Source organism: Rheinheimera pleomorphica, from assembly GCF_011634895.1.
Classification (GTDB): Bacteria; Pseudomonadota; Gammaproteobacteria; order Enterobacterales; family Alteromonadaceae; genus Alishewanella; species Alishewanella pleomorphica.
The window spans coordinates 298,612-314,857 of the sequence record NZ_SIRR01000003.1 but is presented as its reverse complement, the minus strand read 5'-3'; the positions used below and the strand labels follow the sequence as shown (position 1 = coordinate 314,857).

The 16,246-nt window shown below is 53.0% G+C and carries 13 protein-coding genes and 1 other RNA gene; 3 read left to right on the top strand and 11 right to left on the bottom strand.

The window, feature by feature from the left end; genetic code table 11:
- Genes mraY through mraZ form a run of 7 tightly spaced genes read right to left on the bottom strand, consistent with a single transcriptional unit; the run spans nucleotide 1 to nucleotide 7,355 of the window.
- Nucleotides 1-1,083, bottom strand: coding sequence for a phospho-N-acetylmuramoyl-pentapeptide-transferase (gene mraY / locus EYB30_RS02485; RefSeq protein WP_166836716.1), 1,083 nt, complete (start codon nucleotides 1,081-1,083; stop codon nucleotides 1-3).
- Entirely contained in the window at nucleotides 1,077-2,453 is a 1,377-nt protein-coding gene (locus tag EYB30_RS02480) for a UDP-N-acetylmuramoyl-tripeptide--D-alanyl-D-alanine ligase (protein WP_166836714.1), read from the bottom strand. The genes mraY and EYB30_RS02480 overlap by 7 nt, the downstream gene beginning before the upstream one ends.
- Nucleotides 2,450-3,907 carry a UDP-N-acetylmuramoyl-L-alanyl-D-glutamate--2,6-diaminopimelate ligase gene (locus tag EYB30_RS02475; RefSeq protein WP_166836712.1) on the bottom strand — a complete coding sequence of 486 codons (1,458 nt, stop codon included), beginning with the start codon at nucleotides 3,905-3,907 and terminating at the stop codon, nucleotides 2,450-2,452. The genes EYB30_RS02480 and EYB30_RS02475 overlap by 4 nt, the downstream gene beginning before the upstream one ends.
- On the bottom strand, nucleotides 3,897-5,648 hold the full coding sequence (locus tag EYB30_RS02470; protein WP_166836710.1) for a penicillin-binding transpeptidase domain-containing protein: 1,752 nt from the start codon (nucleotides 5,646-5,648) through the stop codon (nucleotides 3,897-3,899). Before EYB30_RS02470 ends, EYB30_RS02475 begins: the two co-directional genes overlap by 11 nt.
- Nucleotides 5,645-5,953, bottom strand: coding sequence for a cell division protein FtsL (ftsL, locus tag EYB30_RS02465; RefSeq protein ID WP_166836708.1), 309 nt, complete (start codon nucleotides 5,951-5,953; stop codon nucleotides 5,645-5,647). The genes EYB30_RS02470 and ftsL overlap by 4 nt, the downstream gene beginning before the upstream one ends.
- Nucleotides 5,946-6,890, bottom strand: a complete 945-nt coding sequence (gene rsmH, locus EYB30_RS02460) for a 16S rRNA (cytosine(1402)-N(4))-methyltransferase RsmH (RefSeq protein ID WP_166836706.1) — start codon at nucleotides 6,888-6,890, stop codon at nucleotides 5,946-5,948. Before rsmH ends, ftsL begins: the two co-directional genes overlap by 8 nt.
- Nucleotides 6,891-7,355 (bottom strand): division/cell wall cluster transcriptional repressor MraZ, encoded by a 465-nt coding sequence (mraZ, locus tag EYB30_RS02455; RefSeq protein WP_166836704.1) that lies wholly within the window; start codon nucleotides 7,353-7,355, stop codon nucleotides 6,891-6,893. It lies immediately after the preceding gene.
- 371 nt (nucleotides 7,356-7,726) lie between these two features.
- Here mraZ and EYB30_RS02450 point away from each other — a divergent pair, with 371 nt between their 5' ends.
- Nucleotides 7,727-8,572, top strand: a complete 846-nt coding sequence (locus EYB30_RS02450) for a MurR/RpiR family transcriptional regulator (protein ID WP_166836702.1) — start codon at nucleotides 7,727-7,729, stop codon at nucleotides 8,570-8,572.
- Between the two features lie 11 nt (nucleotides 8,573-8,583).
- Here the strand turns inward: EYB30_RS02450 and EYB30_RS02445 are convergent, their stop codons facing one another.
- Nucleotides 8,584-9,678 (bottom strand): dipeptide epimerase, encoded by a 1,095-nt coding sequence (locus EYB30_RS02445; RefSeq protein WP_166836700.1) that lies wholly within the window; start codon nucleotides 9,676-9,678, stop codon nucleotides 8,584-8,586.
- Between the two features lie 11 nt (nucleotides 9,679-9,689).
- Nucleotides 9,690-11,105 carry an SH3 domain-containing protein gene (locus EYB30_RS02440; protein ID WP_241697941.1) on the bottom strand — a complete coding sequence of 472 codons (1,416 nt, stop codon included), beginning with the start codon at nucleotides 11,103-11,105 and terminating at the stop codon, nucleotides 9,690-9,692.
- Nucleotides 11,106-11,315: 210 nt separating this feature from the next.
- On the opposite strand from EYB30_RS02440, the gene EYB30_RS02435 reads away from it, so the two are divergent.
- Both EYB30_RS02435 and EYB30_RS02430 read left to right on the top strand, forming a co-directional pair.
- Nucleotides 11,316-14,156 (top strand): TonB-dependent receptor, encoded by a 2,841-nt coding sequence (locus EYB30_RS02435; RefSeq protein WP_166836696.1) that lies wholly within the window; start codon nucleotides 11,316-11,318, stop codon nucleotides 14,154-14,156.
- A gap of 132 nt (nucleotides 14,157-14,288) precedes the next feature.
- Nucleotides 14,289-14,918 carry a methylamine utilization protein gene (locus EYB30_RS02430; protein WP_241697940.1) on the top strand — a complete coding sequence of 210 codons (630 nt, stop codon included), beginning with the start codon at nucleotides 14,289-14,291 and terminating at the stop codon, nucleotides 14,916-14,918.
- Between the two features lie 17 nt (nucleotides 14,919-14,935).
- On the opposite strand, the gene rnpB is transcribed toward EYB30_RS02430, so the two are convergent.
- An RNA gene (gene rnpB, locus EYB30_RS02425) (RNase P RNA component class A) lies at nucleotides 14,936-15,304 on the bottom strand.
- Nucleotides 15,305-15,324: 20 nt separating this feature from the next.
- Nucleotides 15,325-16,176, bottom strand: a complete 852-nt coding sequence (gene rsmI, locus EYB30_RS02420) for a 16S rRNA (cytidine(1402)-2'-O)-methyltransferase (RefSeq protein ID WP_166836692.1) — start codon at nucleotides 16,174-16,176, stop codon at nucleotides 15,325-15,327.
- Nucleotides 16,177-16,246: the final 70 nt, after the last annotated feature.

Genomic DNA, 16,246 nt, shown 5'->3' with positions numbered 1-16,246 from the left:
CTATCTCAGCTTCAGGGTGGCCAGGCCAACCAGTACGAACATGATGGATAAAATCCAGAACCGCACGATAACGCGCGGCTCCGGCCAGCCTTTTAATTCATAATGATGGTGTATCGGTGCCATGCGGAAAATACGCTGGCCACGCAGCTTGTAAGACCCTACCTGCAGGATCACCGACAGGGTTTCCATAACAAAGACGCCGCCCATAATAAACAGCACTATTTCCTGCCGCACCAAAATGGCTATGACGCCCAGCACGGCGCCCAGCGCCAGTGAGCCGACATCGCCCATAAACACCTGCGCCGGGTAAGTGTTAAACCACAAGAAGCCAAGGCCGGCACCAATCAGTGTCGCGCACACCACCACCAGCTCACTGGCATATGGCAGGTAAGGAATATTCAGGTAACCGGAAAAGTTCACGTTGCCGCTGGCATAGGCAATAATGGCAAAGGCGGCCGCCACCATAATGGTCGGCACTATCGCCAGCCCGTCCAGGCCGTCGGTCAGGTTAACCGCATTGCTGGTACCGACGATAACAAAGTAGCTCAGCGCTAAAAATAACAAGCCGAGCTGTGGCATCACATCTTTTAAAAAGGGTACCAGCAGCGCCGTTTCGGCCGGGCGTTCGGCAGTAAAATAGATAAAGGCCGCCGTTAAAATAGCAAACAACGACTGCCAGAAATACTTCCAGCGCGCGATAAGACCCTTAGGGTCTTTGCGGATCACTTTGCGGTAATCATCCACAAAACCTATCCAGCCAAAGCTGACCAATACAAACAGCACCACCCAGACATATTTGTTTTCCAGGTTGGCCCACAGCAGCGTGCTTAACAGCACGGCGCCTAAAATCAGTAAGCCGCCCATGGTGGGCGTGCCTTTTTTCGAGAAATGACTCTCCGGGCCATCACCGCGCACCACCTGACCAATCTGCATCTTTTGCAGACGGGCAATAAGCTTTGGCCCTAAATACAGGCTTAACAGCAACGACGTTAAAATACCTAAGATCGAGCGAAACGTCAGGTAACTGAATACATTAAAAAAGCTGAAGTATTGCGTTAAATACTCGGCTAACCAAACTAGCATGGGCTGCTCTCCTGCTGACATCTTTCTAGCAAGTCCTGCACGACTAATTCCATTTTCGCACTACGCGAGCCTTTCACTAGCAGGGTGACTGCCTGTTGTTCTGATACAATTGGCATCAAACGCTGTAACAGCGCCTGACGCGAGCTGAAATGCGCGCCTTGTCCGTTAAACAAGTCACTGGCGCTCTGTGATAACACGCCAAGGGTGAACAACAGATTAATCCCGGCTTTTTTTGCGTATAAACCTATTTCCTCGTGGTATAAACGGGCGTCGGCGCCCAGTTCGGCCATATCGCCAAGCACCATGACACGAAAACCGCTATAGGACGCTAACAGATCGATGGCAGCCTTTACCGACTCGACATTAGCATTATAGGTATCGTCAATCAGCCGCAGTTGCGGGCTAACCATATTAATATTGGTACGGCCTTTTACCGCCTGCATTTGCCCCAGCCCCTGAGCAACATCCGCTAAGCTGGCACCCACAGCAATACATGCCGCCGCTGCTGCCAGGGCATTGGCTACATTGTGCTTGCCCGGGATCGTCAGTTGTACAGCCTGGCGGCCGGCCGGGCAAACCAGCTCAAAACCGGCACAGCCCTGATGATCCAGTACAATGTTTTCAGCATAATAATCGGCCGGGTTAGCCGCTGAGAACTGCACTACCTGTTTGTTGTCGAGCCGGCGTAGCCAATAACCGCGGTATTCACTGTCAGCCGGTACTATGGCCACACCTTGCGCCGGTAAACCGTTAAAAATTTCGCCTTTGGCCCGGGCTACGCCGTATACATCACCAAAGCCTTCTAAATGTGACGGTGCCACATTGGTAATAATGGCGACATCGGGTTTAGCCAGTGAGGTGGTGTAGGCAATTTCGCCCTGATGATTAGCGCCCAGCTCCAACACCGCATATTGATGTTGTGCGGTTAAGCGCAGCATGGTCAGAGGTACGCCAATTTCATTGTTAAAATTGCCCTGCGTTGACAGCACGGCGCCAAGCCGGCCTAAAATGGCGGCCATCATTTCTTTTACTGTGGTTTTACCGGCGCTGCCGGTTACCGCTATGGTTTTTACTGCCAGCCGCGCTTTAACCGCCGCCGCCAGTTGCCCCAGCGCCAGCCGGGTATCCGGCACGATAAGCTGGGTGATATCTTCCGCTACCGGCTGCTCCAGTACCACGGCGACAGCGCCTTTCGCCTTAACGTCGCTGACAAAGGCCGCACCATCAAAATTTGGCCCCTTTAGCGCAATAAATAACTCACCTGCCGTGATACTGCGGCTGTCGGTACTGACTGACGTAATTTGCTGATCGGCACCGAGCAGCTTGGCACCGAGCATGCGGCTGATTTCAACACAGGATAAGGTGATCATGATGACATCTCCGTAACCAGTTGACGAAGATAAGCCCGCTCATCGTATTGCCGATGCTCTGAGCCGATTATTTGTACCGTTTCGTGGCCTTTACCCGCCACCAACACCATGTCGCCGGTCTGGGCACTGGCCAACGCCAGCTTAATGGCCGCCTGACGGTCGGGTTCAATCTGATAGCTGGCGTCCGGACTCATGCCGGCAGCAATTTGCTCACAAATAGCCAACGCATTTTCGGTGCGTGGATTATCGGAGGTAATAATAATGTGATCAGCAAACAACTCGGCCAGTTGCCCCATTAACGGCCGCTTGCCTCGGTCCCGGTCACCACCGCAACCAAACACACACCACAAGCGGCCACGGCAATGTAGCCGCAACGACTGCAGCGCCTGTTGCAGTGCATCCGGTGTGTGGGCATAGTCCACCACGGCGGTAAATTGACGGGCAAAGCTAAATTGCTCCATTCGCCCAGGCACCGCCTGCAGTGCTGCACAAGCCTGCACTAAGCTGTCCAGAGCATACCCCAGCGCCAGTAAACCGGTCAGTGCCGCCAGCACATTCTGAATATTAAACTCGCCAAGCAGTGGCAAATACAGGCTATGATTGCCCAGGTGACTGCTCAGCTGCAGCTGATAACCATCAGCGCCTGCCACGACAGCGGAATACGCCAGATAGCGGTTAAAGCCCTGACAATCCTCAGCCTTACCATAAGCCCATACCGGCAGTTGACACTGCGCCGCCAATTTACGGCCAAACTCATCCGATACATTAATAACGGCAGCGCGGCTAAGCTGCGGCGTAAACAACAAGGCTTTAGCAGCACCGTATTCCGCCATGGAGCCGTGATAATCGAGGTGATCGCGGGTCAGGTTGGTAAAAATAGCGACATCAAACAAGATACCTGCCACCCGCTGCTGCACTAAGGCATGCGACGACACTTCCATCGCCACCAACTGCGTTTGCTCTGCCACAGACTGCGCCAGAATGCGCTGAATATCGACATAATGCGGTGTCGTATTTGGCAAGGGGGTTAGCTGGCGGCACGGGCCATAACCCAAAGTGCCGATCACTGCCGCTTTTTGCTGCAACTGCTCAACCAGCTGATTAACAAAAAACGCCGTACTGGATTTACCATTAGTACCAGTAATACCAACCAGCTGCAGTTTACGCGCTGGCTGTTGGTAAAAGTTGGCCACCAGTGCAGGCAACAGCTGCATTAACTCTGGCAGCACCAGTACCCGCACATCGCTGTACTGTCCTTCATCCGTCAGCACCAAAGCCGCGCCCTGTGTCAGCGCTTGCTGGATAAACTGCTTACCATGTTGCTGCACACCGGGAATAGCTAAAAACACATCGCCCGGCGCGACTTTACGGCTATCCAGCTGCAATTGTTGCAACGGGCAATCCGGTAGATTGCTGGCATACAGCGATAACCAGTCTTTAGCGTTAACCAGCATTACGACCTCCTGCTACCGCGGACAGCATAGGCTGGCTTGACGCGTCTGGCGTCAGGTTTAGCAGCTGCATGGTTGCGCCCATGATATTGGCAAACACCGGGGCCGCGATTTCGCCGCCATGGTAAAAATCACCGGCCGGTTCGTTAATGACCACCACGCAGGCCAGACGCGGCTCAGACACCGGGCCGACGCCGGCAAAAGAGGCAACATAGTCTTCACCGTAGCCACCCGCTACCGCCTTACGCGCAGTACCGGTTTTACCCCCCACGCGATAGCCCTTCACCTGCGCCCGGGTTGCCGTGCCGCCGGGCATAATGTTCGCTTCCATCATTTCCAGCATCGCAGCGGCATGACGGCGGTCCAGCACTTGTTCACCAACCCCGGTTTCGCCATGCTTTAAAATGGTCAGCGGCCGGCTGATACCGCCATTGGCCATAGTGGCGTACACCCGCGCCAGTTGCGCTGCAGTCACCGACAGGCCATAACCAAAAGATAAGGTGGCACGTTCAAAGTCTGACCAGCGCCGGCGATGGCTTAACATGCCGCTACTTTCACCCTGCAGGCCAATACCGGTGTCGATACCCAGCCCCATATTGCCATACAGGCTAAGCACATGTTCGTGTGGCATCGATAACACCAGCTTACTGACACCTATGTTGCTCGATTTCTGAATAATGCCGGTCAGGCCAAGCTCTTTGTAGTTATTGGCATCACGTACCCAGCTGCCGCCGATACGCATATAGCCCGGCGCCGTATCGACCGTCGAATTTAACGATGCGGCACCAAATTCCAGCGCACTGAGTACCGCCAGCGGCTTCATGGTAGACCCCGGTTCAAAGGTGTCGGTGATGGCGCGGTTGCGAAACAAATAAGCCGGTGCATTACCCCGGTTATTCGGGTTAAACGATGGGCTGTTGACCATTGCCAGTACTTCGCCGCTATGCACATCCACCACGATGGCCGAACCGGAGGTGGCACCGTGCGACAATACGGCTTTTTTCAGCTCACGATAAGTAATAGACTGAATGCGCTGATCAATACTTAACTGCAAATTGTCCGGTGCCCGCGCCTGCGCCCGCTCCAGCACTTCAATTTCACGGCCCTTGGCATCTTTACGAAACACTTTACGCCCGGCGGTGCCGGTTAACAGCTCATCAAAACGTTTTTCAATGCCTTCAACGCCGACATCATCAACATTGGTAAAGCCCAGCAGCTGCGCGGTGACTTCACCGGCCGGATAATAGCGCCGCGATTCCTGCCGGAAGTAAATGCCGGGGATTTTCAGCTTTTTCACATAATCGACTACCGCCGGATTCACCTGGCGCTGCAAATAGACAAAACGCCGCTGTGGGTTAGTGCCAATACGGTTTTGCAGTTGTGCCGGTGTCAGGCGTAAGATCTCAGCTAGTGCATGCCAGCGGCGCTCGTCGGCAGCGGCATGACGCTCGATCACCACTTTAGGATCAGCCCAGATAGCTTCAACCGGCACGCTAACGGCCAGCTCCTCACCGTTGCGGTCCAGTATCATGCCGCGCAGCACAGTATCGGCCTCAACCCGCAGGCTACGCATATCGCCCTGACTTACCAGCATATCGGGCTCGACGACCTGCAACCAGGCAGCGCGTGCTACCAGGGCGCTAAATACTGCCGCCAGACTCAGCAGTACAAAAGCAAAACGCCAGCCCAGTACCGACGGAACCGTTCTGGCTTTAGCCTGGGGTGCTTTACGTTTACTGCTCATGGCACTGTCACCGCGATATCTTGTTCAGCCGCCGGGCGCACCATCTGCAATTTGTTGCGGGCGATCTCTTCTACCCGGCTGTGCTCTGCCAGGGCGCGTTGTTCTAAAATCAGGTTGCGCCACTCAATGTCCAGCTGATCACGCTGCTGATATAAGCCATCCTGGGCTATGGTCAGCTGCCGGTTTAAATGGGCAAAATGCACCACCACTAACGCCGAAATAATGCAGGCCAGCAACATCAGTCCCAGCCATATTTGCTCGCGCCAGTCGCGAAAAATTAACCGATGCAGGCTGATATTATTCATGGCGCTGCTTCTGTGCGATGCGCAGCACGGCACTGCGTGCGCGCGGGTTAGCGGCCAGCTCTTGCTCAGACGGCATTATGGCTTTGCCCACCAGTGTCAGTTCGGTACGTTGCTGCATTTGCGCTGCCGTCAGCGGTATGCCACGTGGCAGCGGTTCGCCTTTGGAGTAACGCCGCATAAACTGCTTTACCAGCCGGTCTTCCAGTGAATGAAAGCTGATCACCACCAAACGGCCACCGGGCTTTAATACCTGCATAGCCGCATGCAGCGCCTGGTTAACCTGCTCCAGCTCACTGTTGATATAAATGCGGATCGCCTGAAAACTGCGCGTCGCCGGATGTTTTTTCTCTTTCGTGCTTTTCGGCACACTGTCGCTTATCAGCTTAGCCAGCTGCGCTGTGCGGCTGAGCGGTTGCTCAGCGCGCGCAGCCACGATAGCCTGGGCAATACGCCAGGCAAATTTTTCCTCACCGTATTCGCGCAGCACAAAGCTGATATCCTCAACATCGGCACTGGCCAGCCAGTCGGCGGCGCTGATACCTGAGCTGGGATCCATCCGCATATCCAGCGGACCATCGCGCATAAAACTAAAGCCGCGGTCGGCATCGTCCAGTTGGGGCGAAGAAACGCCAAGATCAAGCAAAATGCCGTCCAGAGCGCCAACAATGTGCTGCTGTTCAGCGATAGATGCCAGGGCGGCAAAGGGGCTGTGAGTGATATGAAAACGCGGATCGCCAGCCAGTGGGGCGGCTGCGGCAATCGCGGCGGGGTCACGGTCTATAGCAAACAGGCGGCCATTAGGGCCCAGCTGCGCTAAAATTGCCCGGCTATGGCCACCACGGCCAAAGGTACCGTCAAGGTAACAGCCATCGGGTTTTAGTGCCAGGCCGTCCAGCGCTTCTTGCAGCAGGACAGAAATATGCGCCACAGTATTCATTTACAGTGCAAAGTCCTGTAATCGGTCTGATAATTCAACATCGCCGGCCTGAGCCTGTTCCAGCGCAATATCTGCAGCCAAACGCTCATGCCAGGCGGTTTCATCCCAGATCTCAAATTTATTTAACTGACCCACCAGCCGGATCCCTTTACTCAGGCCCGCATGCTGGCGCAGGGGTGCCGGCAGCAAAATGCGGCCGCTTTTGTCCATGTCACAGTCAGTGGCGTTACCCAACAGCACGCGCTGCAAGCGGCGCTCCTGCGGGTTTAAGCTGGATAAGCGCTTGAGTTTTTCTTCTATTTCTTCCCACTCAGCCAGCGGATACAACAATAAGCACGGATCGTGCAAATCAATGGTGCAGATCAAGTGGCCCTGACAATCAGACAGCAGAAATTCACGGTAGCGTGCAGGTAATGCTAACCGTCCTTTCTCGTCCAGTGTCAATGTAAATGAGCCACGAAACATAAGCTTCCTGCACAATTAATGTATTAGTTTTGGTTTGTGGTTAATCCAAAATAATCCACTTTTACCCACAAATCCCCACAACGATACAGTTTAGGGTGCAGGTTTGACCATTGTCAAGGTAAAAACAGAGTGATTGATCGATTGCGATCACAGTAAAAACAAGCGCTACAGCGAAGACAATGATTTTGGTGGGAAAAAGTGGTGGCAGATCAAAAACGAGATAAAATAGCCCTGTTTTTATGTACAGCATCCAACATTATGCTGCTTTTTTCTGCAGCAACTTGCCAAGCTGGAATAAATTATTCAATACTGAGCCATAATGCTAATAACAAATTCCCCAATAGGCGAGCGCAATAAAGGATGAAAGCCCTATGGTATGTTTACTAAAGATCCGCGGCATGCTGGAACACATGTCGGTGATCGAGCGCAAGCTGGCGGATTTTATCCTCGATAACGCGCATTTGCTACGGGATTATTCGTCACAGCAGCTGGCCGATGCCGTCGGTACCAGCCAGTCGAGCGTGGTAAAGTTTTGTCAGAAACTGGGTTACAAAGGCTATCCGGATCTGAAATTGGCCGTAAGTGAGGCGGTGATCACCGCCTCGACGCTGCAGCGAGATACGACAGAGCCAAGCCACAGCGCTAATAATCTGCACACCCTGGTTGAACAACTGCAGTTTAGCTTACACAGCCATTTACGCGGTATTATGGCGGTAAACGACGAACAAACCCTGCTGGATGCCGCCGACTGTCTGCAAGGCGCTGACCGGGTATTAATTGCCGGTTTTGGTAAATCCGCTATCGTAGCGCACGATATGCAGTTTAGGTTATTACAGCTGGGTAAGCTGGCGCTGTTGCACAGCGATCCGGCCATTACCTTACAGCTAGCCAGTACGCTGAGCCACGACAGTGTATTGTTACTGATTTCAGAATCGGGCCAGAATACCGACTTACTGAAACTGGCGCGCTTTGCCAAACAGCAACATATCCGCATTATCAGCCTGACCAGCTACAAAACGAATGCACTGAGCCTGGCTGCCGATCTGGCCTTGCTGGCCCTAAGCGGCGATGAAAATGTCAGGGTCAATCCGCTGCTGGTACAAATGGCGCAGCAACACCTGTGTCATATTCTGTATTTATTGTTATGCCAGCAGCAGAACAATGACCATCAATTGGAAGAAAACAGCAAGCTGTTACATGTGCTGGAGCAGCCCTGAGCCTGCCGGGCTCAGGCTAACATTTGCAAACCTTCGATGGCGCTAATGCCCAGGCCCGGCGCATCTTCAATGGTAATATCCGCATCATTAAACTTAACACTGCTTTTTACCGGGTCAAACAGGCACAGCGAAGGGCCGTCCAGGTCAATTTTGGTGATCACATCAGATTTTGCTACGGCCACATGCACCGCCGCCGCCACACTGACACTGCCCTCGAGCATACAGCCTATCATGCACTGCATGTCATAAAACGAGCAGATATCCGCTATTTTAATCGCGTTCGCAATGCCGCCGGTTTTCATCAGTTTAATATTAATAATATCGGCTGCCCGCATCTTGATAAGATCAATCACCTCGCGCGGGCCAAAGCTGCTTTCATCAGCCATCACCGGCGTATGTACACGCTCGGTAATATATTTCAGGCCTTCCAGATCATAGGCTTTTACCGGTTGTTCCACCAACTCCAGCCGCACCCCGGCATCTTCCAGCTTGCGCAGCGCATATACAGCTTCTTTTGCCGTCCAGCCCTGATTGGCATCCAGCCGGATCAGCGCCTTGCCCTCTACCGCAGCATAAATGGCTTTTACCCTCTCAATATCGACGCCGATATCTTTACCGACCTTAACTTTCAGTGTTTCAAAACCGCGTTCAACTGCACTTAACGAGTCGGCGACCATTTTATCGATATAGTCGACACTAATGGTGATATCAGTGGTTATTTTGGGCACGCCGCCGCCAAGGATTTTATACAGCGGTGCTTTATACAGCTGGGCAAATAAATCGTATACCGCCATTTCTACTGCGGCTTTGGCGCTGTAGTTCTTCATAATACAGCCCTGAATAAGGCGGATAATATGATTTAAATCGCTAATGTCCTGACCAATCAGCTTGGGTTTAATCACGGTACGGATAGCTTCGATAATAGAGCCGTGGATATCGCCGGTGATTACGGCTGTGGCCGGGGCCTCGCCGTACCCGGTATGGCCGCTGTCGGTTTGCACCATCACAATAATATCTTCAATATTATTTACCGTACGCAGCGCCGTTTTAAACGGGGTTTTCAGAGGCACCCGCAGCATACCCAGTCTGATATCAGTTATTTTCATAGTTGCCTCTGTTAACGCATTGATTTAATGGCATAAAGCGCATCAAGATAAGATTGTTCGGTGTTTGCCTGCAGCGGCATAAGCGGTGTAACCACGACGCCATTTAAGCGGCCCTGATACACACCATTGTCGGTGGGGTAAATCAGCGTATTTACGGAATGGATCATAAAGGGTTGCTGCTGCACCATACCAATAAACATGGACACATGGCCGGGGAAATACAATAAATCGCCCACTTTAGCCTGACGCACTGCCTCAAGTTTCTGCTGTTGGCTACTTTGTGCATTAAAGCGCTGATTATGGCCGTAACTGCCTTGCCCCTGCTGGCCGGAGTTACGTGGCATCAGCAAGCCAAAGCTGCGGAAAATTTCTGAGATAAAGCCGGTACAATCACGGCCGTTGTAATCATGGCCCCAGCCATAGCGTTCGCCTAAAAACTTAAAGGCCTGGCGCAGCAGATTATGCTCGGTAAACGGCAGATAGCCCTGGCTGACATCTGTGCTCAGCGGCAGCAGCGCAGGCATCAACTGCAAGCTGCCATCCGCCTGGCGAAACGGCAGCTGAACAATGTAACTGGCCGCCGGGTTCTGGCCATGCACATTAAAGCCAGTGTCGGCAGCACTGAGCAGCGGTAAGCGCACGCCCATATCCAGCTGTAGCTCCGACAATGCCGGCTGTTCGGGGGTAAAGGCCGTATGCGCTTTAGCCGCGGTTATCACGACAAAGGGCGCTTGTTCTGTGTAGCTGAGCACTTGCTGCCGACTGCCAATAGCCACATCTGCCGCCTGCACCCAACCGGTATAATTAAAACTTTGTACCAGCAGCCAGTTGTTATCACGGCTGCGATGCAGCACAGCCACCGGCTCGGCGACAAACAATGCCGTTTCGGCAAAGCGATCCAGATCGGCATTGCCTTGCTCATTTACCACCCTGTCTAAAGTCGGAAAGGCACGCAAGGCGGTGCGCTTTACCACCAAACCAAATTGCAGCGGGTTATCGGCTTTAATGGTATCCATTGCCAGCATGGCCTGATAAGCCTGCCATTGCGGCGCGGTTAACGCCGTACCATCGGTATAAAACCGTTTCGCTGTTGGGATCTGGCTTACCTGTTGCACTATTTGCTTTAACGCCGCTGCAGCGTATGACGCCGGCAGACGATTTAGCTGCTGCATCTCGGTCTGCTGGGCAAACGTCTGCTGATTACGCTCAGCTATCTGCGCCTGGCTCAGCAGCACGTTATCGCCCTGGCTGAGTTGCTGCTGCCAAAACTGAGGGTTCAGCTGTTGCGGCTGCAACAAGGGTACGTCTGTTTTAAACGGCGCCGCCACGGCGGTGGCCTGAACCAGCAGACCGCCGCATAGCAGCAGCCAACCAAGCTGCCCCTTGATGATTTCAACACAAGCCTTTAAATTTAAAGCTTTTTTCACTACCACCTTGGCTCTACCTCAGTGCTTAGGAATGAAATATTCCAATAATTTACAAAATTCAGCATAAATTATTTTCCAAAGGAAAGAAATATTGCTATGTTAATTTTGTGCAGAAAACAAACATTTTGCATCAGCAATAAACGGGCACTCAGACCCGGCTTACGGATAGCACTATAAAAACAGCATAACGCAACTCCAGGAGAGATAGTGATGAAGTTGAACAAGCTCATTCAGGCCCTTGCCCTCGCCGGCCTCAGTAGCCAGGCCTTAGCGCAGGACGTGCCCGCACAGAACGACAGCACCGACACTGATGCCAAAGTAGAGCGCATCCGCGTTACCGGCTCCAGCATTAAACGCACCGCCCTCGAAGGCGCCTTACCTATTACCGTATTTAGCCGTGCCGACATCGACGCTGCAGGTATCACTTCGGCCGAGCAACTGTTGCTGCAAATGAATATCGCCGGTAACTCGTCCGATAATCTGGCCAGTAATGGCGGTATTGTCTCTGAAGAGCAGCGTGGTAACAACGGCGTATCGGGCGCTAACCTGCGCGGACAGGGCGCAGATGCAACCTTAGTGCTACTTAATGGCCGCCGTGTGGCTACGCACGGCTTAAAAGGCCGCGCGGTCGACTTAAACTCTATCCCCTTTGCGGCGCTGGAACGCGTTGAAGTGCTGCGCGATGGCGCTTCCGCGGTATACGGTACCGATGCAATTGGCGGCGTAATCAACTTTATTACCAAGCGCGATTACACCGGGGCCGAAGCCTCGGCCTTTGTTGATCATACTGAAGCCGGTGGCGGCAATATTTACCGCACTAACCTGTTATTTGGTACCGGTGATATCAATAAAGATGGTTGGAACCTGTTTGGTACCCTGTCGTTTAAGAAAAATGAAGTGTTAAAAGGCTCAGACCGTGATTTCTCCAATACCTTTCAGCCCGAGCGTGGTTTATCGCCCGATACCCGCGGCACCCCGTTCGCGACGGTGTTTAACCGCAGTGCAGATGCAAACCTGATTGGCAGCGGCCTGGTTGACCCATTAGATGACCAGTCGGTAACCGCGATCAATATTCTCGACTTACCGGGCGCTGCGGGCTGTGAAAGCGGCGGCGAGATGATGGGGCCTTACGATCACCGGCTGTGGAGCTCAGAATCATCACGCTATGCCTGTGCCTGGGATTACCCTGCTGCGGCGCGTATTCAGCAGCCACAGGAAAGCATCGACTTTATTGGCCGCGCCAGCTTTAAACTGGCCGAAGAGCATATGGCGGCTATCGAGTTTGTTGCTTCAGAGGTTGATGTCAGTAAAGCGTTTGAACCTTACCAGATCTCTCCCGGTTCAACCTTTGGCCCTGACACCTGGTACCCCAGCACCGGCGCCTCTTATGATCTGGTGTACAACGCGCTGGCCGATTACTTCGGCGCCGATCAGCTCAATTACGGCGAACGTATTGCTTATCGCTGGCGCTGCATGGAATGTGGCGGCCGTGAAATAGACACCACTACTAAGGCCTACCGTTTGCTGGTGTCATTTGAAGGTGTCATTGCCAACTGGGATTACAACATCGGCCTTTCTCGTGCCTCCAGTGAATCCGATTCACAGCTGGGTAACGGCTACTACTATACCGATGCGTTACAGCAAGCATTAGGCAGCGGCGACCTTAACCCCTTCCTGCTGCCCGGCCAAAGTCAGTCCGCAGCCGGCGTTAACGCATTGCAAGCCGCATCTGCCCGGGGAGTCACCTTGTACGGTGGCGAGTCAATCATGACACAACTGGATGCCACGGTATCAGGCGAGCTGGGTTTTGAGCTGCCTGGCGGTGAAATCATGATGGCGCTGGGTACCGATTTGCGCCGCGAAGAGTTTAAGTTTAACGGCGATGAGCGCGCCGATATGCGGCCGGTATTTTTGGCGCCCTTTGATAATGCCAATGTGCTGGATAAAGTCAGCCGTGATATTAAGGCGGTGTTTGCTGAGTTCTATCTGCCGGTAACCGACCAGTTGGAGGTGACACTGGCCGGGCGTTACGACAAGTATGATGGTTTTGGCAGCAGCACCAACCCTAAAGTTTCATTCAGCTACAAGCCACTAGAGCAGTTACTGATCCGTGGTGCTTACAGTACCGGTTTTAAAGTGCCTTCCTTTAACCAGTTGTTTAATGGCATTACCGAATCACAATATACCGGCCTGGATTTAGCCGATCCGGCCAGTTGTCCGGGCGGTGTTGCCGATGAAACCGTGCCCGGCTGTGAGCGCATTCAGCCGGTTGAACTGTTCGGAGGCAAACCGGATCTGGACCCGGAAGAGTCAGAGCAGAAGAGCCTCGGCTTTGTTGTGGTGCCCTATGATAACTTTAATTTCAGCCTGGATTGGTGGGAAATTGAACGTACCGATACCATCCGCTCAGCACCACGCGATGTGCTGATCGAGAACTATGATTTATTTGCCGCCAACTGGCTGCGCAACGCTCAGGGCGAAGTGGTCGCCATTGACCGGCGCTATATCAACTCGGGCGGCACCTTAACTCAGGGCATAGAACTGGACATGAACCTGACCGGCGAACTAGCCGGAGGAGCATGGAAAGTTAACCTGAACGGCAGTTACATCGATACCTTTAAAACCAAGGGTATCGACAGCCTGCCCTACAGCGACAACCTGGTGGGCGAATATGTACGCTACTACAACTTGCCGATTAAGTGGAAGCATACGCTTAACTTTAGCTATGTGCATGGCGACTGGAGCCATAGCCTGACCCAGCTGTATCGTGATGGCTATAAAGACGAGCTGCCGGTCAGCGTGCGTAACGAAACCTATGTCCCCGCGCAGTGGGATCCGAACGTCGATGAGTATATTACCTATAACTACAGCGTGAGTTATGCAGGTATTGATAATATGAAACTGACTTTCGGCATTAAAAACCTGTTTGATGAAGACCCGCCGTTTACCGCGCACCAGAACGACTTTGCTGCCGGTGCGGCCTGGGAACCACGCATTGCCGACCCACGTGGCCGAGCTTACACCCTGTTACTGGAGTATAAGTTTATGTAGGTTCCAGCTATTGCTGAAAAGCCCGCTTAATGCGGGCTTTTCAGCTGCCGGCATTATGCCAATAAGTTATCGGTGCTTTTCCTGTCCGAATGTACTATCGTGAAACAACATTACGCAACCGTAAGTATGGTTATGCTGAACGCCTTTTTTTTTATATTGCTCGCCTTTGCCGTGCAGCCGTTGGCTGCTGAGTTAAGTATCAAAATCACCGATACTGAACAAAACCCCTTGCCTTACACCGTAATAGAACTGGTAAATAGTCAATACCCGGCCACGGCCGACGCTGAGTTAGCGCAGGTGGTTCAGCAAGGCCTTACATTTCAGCCTTTTGTCAGTGTAATAAGGCAGGGTACTGCGGTGGAGTTTCCTAATCTGGACAAAACCCGCCACCATGTTTATTCGTTTTCGAAGGCGAAAACCTTTGAATTGCATTTGTATGCCGGTAAACCAAAAGCGCCGGTGGTATTTGATCAGGCTGGCATAGTGACGCTGGGCTGCAATATACATGACACTATGCTGGCTTATCTTTATGTCAGTGCCAGTCGCTACAGTGCGGTAACCGATGCAAACGGCGAGGCAAAATTTACCGACTTGCCAGCGACAGATTTTCAGCTAAGCCTGTGGCACCCATGGCAGCAACAACCGGCGCCAACACAACAGCTTAAGCTAACTAACGACAGCATAAAAACCTTGGATATTAAGCTGGATATTAAGCAGCAGCCGCTGCCAAAGGCACCTAAAAGGGGCTTTGGCGACAATTAGCCGCCAGAGGGGAAAAAGGTGTGAGTCGGCCATTAAGCCGGGTTCTGTGCTCTGTTGCCAGAGTGACAATCATTCCTCTAGGGCTTAAGTCGCCTTAAGCCTCAAGCAATCTACCCGCCCCCAACGCGGGCCGCGCCAAAGGGGGCCTATTTGATCTTGCTCCGGGTGGAGTTTACCGTGCCACGAACTGTTACCAGCCGCGCGGTGCGCTCTTACCGCACCCTTTCACCCTTACCTGATCCCACTTACGCGGGCCATCGGCGGTTTGCTCTCTGTTGCACTGGTCGTAGGCTCACGCCCCCCAGGCGTTACCTGGCACCCTGCCCTGTGGAGCCCGGACTTTCCTCCCCCTGCTTGCGCAGGCAGCGATTGTCTTGGCCAACTCACGGCAGCAATTATACTGGTTTTATTCGGTTTCACCAGACAATTGCAATGCCACTTTATATAACGCGTTTTTCTTGCCACCGTGAATTTGTGCGGTGAATGCCGCCGCTTTCTTTAGCGGCAGCTCGGTTAGCAGCAGCTTTAACGTATTGATCTCAGCCTCGCTAACGTCAGTATCTGCCTTCGGTGTCGGCGCTATCATCAGCACCATTTCGCCCTGGCAGCGCTGTGGGTCGTCCTCAAGCCAGGCAGTGATCTGCGCGGCGGTGCCGTACTCCAGATGTTCAAAAGTTTTAGTCAGCTCTTTGGCCAGCACCAGCTCGCGATCGCGACCAAATACCTGCGCCACATCCTGCAAGCTGTCTTTAATCCGTCGGGCCGTGTCATAACAAATAATAGTACCGACACCGGCCGGTACCTCAGCCAGCTGGTTTTGCCGCTGCTGGCTTTTGGCCAATAAAAAGCCGATAAAGTGAAATTTGTCCGTTGGCAAACCAGCGGCGCACAAGGCGGTGATCAGCGCACAAGGGCCAGGAATGGGAATAACCCGCACCCCGGCGTCGCGGCACTGGCGCACTAAGCTGTAGCCCGGATCGCTGATCAGCGGCGTGCCGGCATCAGACACCAGCGCCACATTTTCGCCCGCCAAACACTTTTGAATAATGCTGGCCGCCCGCTGTTTTTCATTATGATCGTGCAACGCAATAGTTCTGGCACTGATGCCTAAATGCGACAGCAAGCGCCCGGTATGGCGGGTATCTTCGGCGGCTATCCAATCAACCTGTTGCAGGATAGCCGTTGCCCGCTGGCTGATATCGTCCAAATTGCCAATTGGCGTCGCCACTACATATAAAAAACCGTTATCTTTTGCCATTTGATGATTAATGTACGCTATTTAATTGAGCTTGACCGGCAGTCTCAGTAAGATAAGACCATGTTTCGCT